The following is a 1,923-nucleotide window of genomic DNA, read 5'->3' on the forward strand; positions in this document are numbered from 1 at the left end:
TTGGTGCGCCAGGCATGGCGCGTTGCGCGCAAGCGCAACCAGCTTGGCTGTGGTGGCCACGCTGGTGACTGGGAGGTGAAAGTCCTCTACACACCCGGCAAGGGGAAGTGTTAGCCAGAGGCAAGGGTGTCGCGGGTGACTGCGAATCTGAAGGAAGCCCGAGGCAAAATGCTGGCCTGACGAACAGGAAGCGGATAGAGGCGGCGCAGCGGGGTAAGAAGGCCAAAATCTTCAAAGCCCAATACTTGCACGGAACGCTGTGACGTAGATCCGACAGGCATAAGCAGGAAGGTCGCGCGAATTACCCTGGGAGATCTGCACGTTTGCCAGTGTGCTACCGAGCGTCGAGAGGCGATGGGATGAGCGTGCAGAAGTCAGCCGAAGCCGTAGTAAGTGGCGAATAACCGCGCCACCAAGGGCCGAACAGGTTATGCCGCCAGTAGGCGTCAGAGTCTCGTTGAATACCGAAATGCAGAAATTTCTCCAAGAGAAGACTGTGACTCCGAGTCCCGGACAGAATCCGAGGATGACGGCTGACAGCGCAAAGGTATCGACGGCATCTGTGACGTGGACGAACGCGGAGCCGGACACGCTGATGGCGCGGGTGCTTGCACCGGCCAACCTCAGACGTGCGTATCAGCGCGTGGTCAGCAACAAGGGCGCGCCGGGTGCCGATGGCATGACGGTCGACGACTTGGCGGACTACGTGAATCAGTATTGGCCGATCCTCCAGAGGAGGTTGCTGGCCGGCGAATACCACCCGCAAGGTGTACGCGCCGTCGACATCCCCAAACCCAAAGGCGGCACCCGACAACTGGGCATTCCCTGCGTCGTGGATCGCCTGATCCAACAGGCACTGCTGCAACAGCTCACGCCGATCTTCGACCCGCTGTTTTCGGATTACAGCTACGGCTTCCGTCCGGGCAGAAGCGCCCACCAAGCCATCGAGACAGCCCGCGCCCATGTGGCGGCAGGGCATCGCTGGTGCGTGGAACTCGATCTTGAGAAATTCTTTGACCGGGTCAACCACGATCTCCTGATGGCGTACGTGGCGCGCCAAATCGTAGATAAACGCGTGCTCAGACTGATCCGGCGGTACCTCCAAGCCGGTGAGATGTCGGGTGGGATCGCCAGCCGACGGCAGGAAGGGACGCCGCAAGGCGGCCCGCTCTCGCCGTTGCTGTCGAACATCCTGCTCAACGAACTCGACCGCGAGCTGGAACGGCGGGGTCATCGCTTCGTGCGTTATGCCGACGATGCGAACATCTATGTGCGCAGCCCTCGTGCTGGCGAACGAGTGATGGCCAGTGTTGAGCGCTTCCTGAATCAGCGCCTGAAACTAACGCTGAATCGGGATAAGAGCCGAGTAGCCGGGTCTTGGATGTGTGATTACTTGGGTTACGGGATGAGCTGGCATCAGCAACCGAGACTGAGAGTGGCGACGATGAGCCTGGGTCGCTTGCGCGACCGGCTCAGAGAGCTGCTACGTAAAGCGCGGGGCCACAAGGTGGCGACTGTCATCGAGCGGATAAACCCCGTGCTGCGCGGATGGGCGGGCTACTTCAAGCTGAGCCAGAGCAGACGGCCACTTGAGGAATTGGACGGCTGGGTGCGTCACAAGCTTCGCTGTATCGTCTGGCGTCAATGGAAGCGGCCCTCTACGAGGGCGCGCAACTTGATACGCTTGGGACTTAATGCGGCGCGGGCGTGGAAATCGGCAGTCAATGGCCGAGGCCCATGGTGGAACTCGGGAGCGCCCCATATGAATCAGGCGTTGCCGAAGAAGCTGTGGGACCGCCTCGGGCTGGTCTCGATACTGGATACGATAAACCGACTTAACCGTATAACCTGAACCGCCGTATACGGAACCGTACGTACGGTGGTGTGAGAGGACGGCGGATGTGAATCCGCCTCCTACTCGAT

General features: G+C 60.3%; 1 protein-coding gene. It reads left to right on the plus strand.

The window, feature by feature from the left end; translation table 11 throughout:
• Window positions 1–430: 430 nt before the first annotated feature.
• Window positions 431–1,852 (plus strand): group II intron reverse transcriptase/maturase, encoded by a 1,422-nt coding sequence (ltrA, locus tag BLL38_RS29865; RefSeq protein WP_011805433.1) that lies wholly within the window; start codon window positions 431–433, stop codon window positions 1,850–1,852.
• The last annotated feature ends 71 nt before the right edge of the window (window positions 1,853–1,923 follow it).

Source organism: Pseudomonas gessardii (genome assembly GCF_001983165.1).
Taxonomy (GTDB): domain Bacteria; phylum Pseudomonadota; class Gammaproteobacteria; order Pseudomonadales; family Pseudomonadaceae; genus Aquipseudomonas; species Aquipseudomonas gessardii.